This is a genomic window from Streptomyces laculatispora, from assembly GCF_017353455.1.
Taxonomy (GTDB): domain Bacteria; phylum Actinomycetota; class Actinomycetes; order Streptomycetales; family Streptomycetaceae; genus Streptomyces; species Streptomyces laculatispora.
On sequence record NZ_JAFMPZ010000003.1, the window covers coordinates 1 to 3,678 of the forward strand.

Here is a 3,678-nt window from a genome sequence, read left to right on the forward strand (position 1 = left end):
GCCGGGCTCCACGGAGAAGCACATGCCGGGGACGAGCGGCTGCTCCTCGCCCTCGATCATGTACGGGGGCTCGTGGGTGGTGACGCCGATGCCGTGGCCCGTGCGGTGGATGAACCGGTCGCCGTAGCCGAACTCGGTGATGACGGCGCGGGCGGCCCGGTCGATGTCCTGGCAGGCGGCACCGGGCCGGACCGCGTTGCAGCCGGCCTCCTGCGCCTCCCGGACGATGTCGTGGACCCGCTGCTCCTCGGCTGTGGGTTCGCCGACGTGGACCGTGCGGGAGGTGTCGGAGCCGTAGCCGTGCTTGAGGCCGCCGAAGTCGAGCACGACCATGTCGCCCCGCTCGATGGTGCGGCCCCCCGCCTCGTGGTGCGGGTTGGCGCCGTTCGGCCCGGAGCCGACCACGGTGAAGTCGACCTGGGAGTGCCCGTACTCGGTGAGCAGCCGGGCCAGATCGGCGGCGACCTCGGTCTCCGCCCGGCCGGCGAACCGGACCTTGAGGATCTCCGCGTACGTGGCGTCGGCGGCGGCGCCGGCCGCGGCGATCCGCTCCAGCTCGGCGGCGTCCTTCACGGCGCGCAGCATCGGCAGCACCTCGGTGAGGGAGGCGTACGAGGTCCCGGGCAGGTACTGCTGGAGGCCGAGCAGATGCATCGCCCAGGCGTTGTCGCTGATCCCGAACCGCCCCTTCGCGTCGAGCAGCGGTGCCGTGACGGCGTACGGGTCCTTGCCGTCCGTCCAGTCCCGCAGGGTCAGGGCGGGCGCGCCGACGGCCTGCTCCGCGTCCGGCGCCTCCAGCGTCGGTACGACCAGGACGGGGTCCTGTCCGGCGGCGAGGACGAGCACGGTGAGGCGCTCGGTGATCGCGGTGGGCCGGTACCCCGTCAGGTAGACGAGATCCGGTCCGGGCGCGACCAGCACTCCGGCGAGTCCGGCGGCGGCGGCGCTCTCGGCGGCCCGCGCCATCCGGGCCCGGTAGTCGTCGGCGGTGAACGGCGCGGGCTGGTGCGGGCTGGACATGCGGGACCTCCTGGGGGCACGGAACGGCTCCCTGCATCCTGCCGCTACGGACGGCCGGACGCGAGCGTTCAAGGGCGGGGGCCGTGCGGTTCCTCCCGGGCTCCGGGACCGGCCCGCAGCACGAGATCGGCCCGGTCGCGGCCGCGGGCGACGAGCCGGGCGTTCGCCTCGTCGGAGCCGGCGGCCCAGCGCTCCGCGTACGGCCGCGGCTTCCCGAACCGCACATGCCGGTCGACGAGCCTGCCAATGCGTACGTCCTGGTCGATTTCCAGGTACCACGCCTCGTCGAGCAGCCCGCGCACCGGCTCCCAGCCGCCGTCCCCGTGCAGCAGGTAGTTGCCCTCGGTGACGACCAGCGGAACGTCCGGACCGACCGGGACGGAGCCGGCGACCGGCTGCTCCAGGACCCGGTCGAACGCGGGGGCGTACACGACGGTCCCCGGTTCCGGTGCCCGCAGCCGCCGGAGCAGGGCGGCGTACCCGGCGGCGTCGAAGGTGTCGGGCGCGCCCTTGCGCGCGGCGCGGCCGAGCCGTTCCAGTTCGGCCTGGGCGAGATGGAAACCGTCCATGGGCACGAGCACGGCGAGCGGCCCCAGCGCGTCGACCAGTTGTCCGGCCAGGGTGGACTTGCCGGCGCCGGGCGGACCGGCGATACCGAGAACGCGGCGCTTCCCGGCCAGGGCGAGCCGGCGGGCCCGGGCCGTCAGCCCGGTGAGGTCACTGGTGTCCATGACGGATATTGTCCCGCTACGGGACCGGCAGCCTGCGGGCCGCACCCCCGCCCGCCCCGAGCACCGAGGATCCCCATGCCGCACATCGCCCTGGTCACCCTGGTCGTCCGCGACTACGACGAGGCCCGCGACTTCTACACCGATGCCCTCGGCTTCGAGCTGGTCGAGGACACCGACCGGGGCGACGGCTCCCGCTGGATCGTCGTCCGGCCGCGCGGTGCGCAGGGTACGGGGCTGCTGCTGGCCCGGGCCAAGGACGAGGAGCAGGGGGCGAGCGTCGGGGCGCAGACCGGTGGCAGGGTCGGCTTCTTCCTGCACACGGAGGACTTCGCCGCCGACCACGCGCGCATGCTGGCGGCCGGGGTGCGGTTCCTGGAGGAGCCCCGGCACGAGGTCTACGGTTCGGTCGCGGTCTTCGAGGACCTGTACGGAAACCGCTGGGACCTGCTCCAGCCCGCCTGATCCGGCCTCGGCGCCGGCCGGGCGCTCAGCGCGTGCCGTTGCCCTCCAGGTACGCCAGCACCGCGAGGACCCGGCGGTGGACCGTGCCGTCGTCGGGTTCGAGGCCGAGCTTGGCGAAGATCGAGCCGATGTGCTTGCTCACCGCCCGTTCGGTGACGACGAGTTCGGCGGCGATCGTGCCGTTCGCCTTGCCCTGGGCCATCAGTTCCAGGACCTCCCGCTCGCGGGGCGTGAGGCTCAGCAGCGGCTTCGCGGACGCCTTGCGGGTCAGCAGCTGGCTCACCACCTCCGGATCGAGCGCGGTGCCGCCGTCCGCCACCCGGTCGAGGGCCTGGAGGAACTGGTCGACCCGGCCCACCCGGTCCTTGAGCAGATAGCCGATGCCCTGCGCGCCCTGGGCGAGCAGTTCGGCGGCGTACGTCTCCTCGACGTACTGGGAGAGGACCAGGATCGGCAGGTCGGGGAGTTCCTTCCGGGCGGCGACGGCGGCGCGCAGCCCCTCGTCGCGGAACGTGGGCGGCAGCCGTACGTCGAGCACGGCGGCGTCCGGGCGGTGCTCCAGCAGGGCGGGCAGCACCTCGGGCCCGGCCGCGACGTCGGCCACCACCTCGTGGCCCGAGCTGGTGAGCAGCAGGATCAGGCCCTCCCTCAACAGGGCGTTGTCCTCGGCGATCACGATCCGCACGGTAGCTCCACTTCGATGTCGGTCGGCCCTCCGATGGGGCTGCTGATGCGGGTGGTGCCGTCCAGGGCGGCGATCCGCCGCCTGATTCCGACCAGCCCGCTGCCGGCGCCCTCGTCCGCGCCGCCGCGCCCATCGTCGCCGATGGACACGAGCAGTACGCCGGGGGCCCGGTCGATCCGGACGCTCGCGGCCGTGGCGCCGCTGTGTTTGCTGATGTTGGTGAGTGCCTCGGCGACCACGAAGTAGGCGGCGGACTCGATCGCCGCGGGGAGCCGCCGCCCGTCCTGGACGCCGTCGAGTTCCACTGTGACGGGGACGCCCGTCCCGGCCGCCAGCGCCCGCACGGCACCGTCCAGTCCACGGTCCGTCAGCACCGGCGGATGGATGCCGCGCACGACGTGCCGCAGCTCGGCCAGCGCCGCCTCGGCACCGTCCTGGGCCTCGTCGAGGCGCAGGCGTGCGGCGGCCGGGTCCCGGTCCAGGAGCTGTTTGGCCAGCCCGACCCGCATCGACAGGGCGACGATCCTGGCCTGGGCTCCGTCGTGCAGATCCCGTTCGATGCGCCGGAGTTCGGCGCCGTGCGCCTCGACCGCCCCGGCCCGGCTCTCCGTCAGCTGGCCGATGCGCTCGGTGAGCTCGGCGGACGGCGAGGCGGTGAGCAGGGAACGGGTCCAGCTCGCGGAGAGCTCGGCGAGTACGGGGTGCCAGCGCAGCACCCAGCCGCGCCGCACGGGCGGCGGTGTGCCGTACTCGTCGGCGGTCCGCCGGTCCAGCAGGTGT

Annotated in this window: 5 protein-coding genes; 1 reads left to right on the forward strand and 4 read right to left on the reverse strand. The window is 74.1% G+C overall.

Going from position 1 to position 3,678, the window contains the following annotated elements:
* Positions 1–1,020: M24 family metallopeptidase (locus J1C73_RS00280; RefSeq protein WP_207314524.1), on the reverse strand; the 1,020-nt coding region annotated here is incomplete at its 3' end.
* Positions 1,021–1,088: 68 nt separating this feature from the next.
* Positions 1,089–1,751 carry a nucleoside/nucleotide kinase family protein gene (locus J1C73_RS00285; protein ID WP_207314525.1) on the reverse strand — a complete coding sequence of 221 codons (663 nt, stop codon included), beginning with the start codon at positions 1,749–1,751 and terminating at the stop codon, positions 1,089–1,091.
* Positions 1,752–1,826: 75 nt separating this feature from the next.
* Between J1C73_RS00285 and J1C73_RS00290 the strand changes: the two genes are divergently transcribed.
* Positions 1,827–2,213, forward strand: a complete 387-nt coding sequence (locus J1C73_RS00290; protein WP_123463307.1) for a VOC family protein — start codon at positions 1,827–1,829, stop codon at positions 2,211–2,213.
* Positions 2,214–2,238: 25 nt separating this feature from the next.
* On the opposite strand, the gene J1C73_RS00295 is transcribed toward J1C73_RS00290, so the two are convergent.
* Together J1C73_RS00295 and J1C73_RS00300 are read right to left on the reverse strand one after the other, a co-directional pair.
* Entirely contained in the window at positions 2,239–2,898 is a 660-nt protein-coding gene (locus J1C73_RS00295; protein ID WP_123463304.1) for a LuxR C-terminal-related transcriptional regulator, read from the reverse strand.
* Positions 2,886–3,678 (reverse strand): sensor histidine kinase (locus J1C73_RS00300; RefSeq protein ID WP_207314526.1); only part of this gene is annotated, 793 nt, incomplete at its 5' end. The genes J1C73_RS00295 and J1C73_RS00300, both read right to left, overlap by 13 nt.

Coding starts and splice junctions, on each gene's coding strand:
- J1C73_RS00285 (WP_207314525.1), bottom strand. CDS start 1,751: ATGGACACCAGTGACCTCACCGGGCTGACGGCCCGGGCCCGCCGGCTC.
- J1C73_RS00290 (WP_123463307.1), top strand. CDS start 1,827: ATGCCGCACATCGCCCTGGTCACCCTGGTCGTCCGCGACTACGACGAG.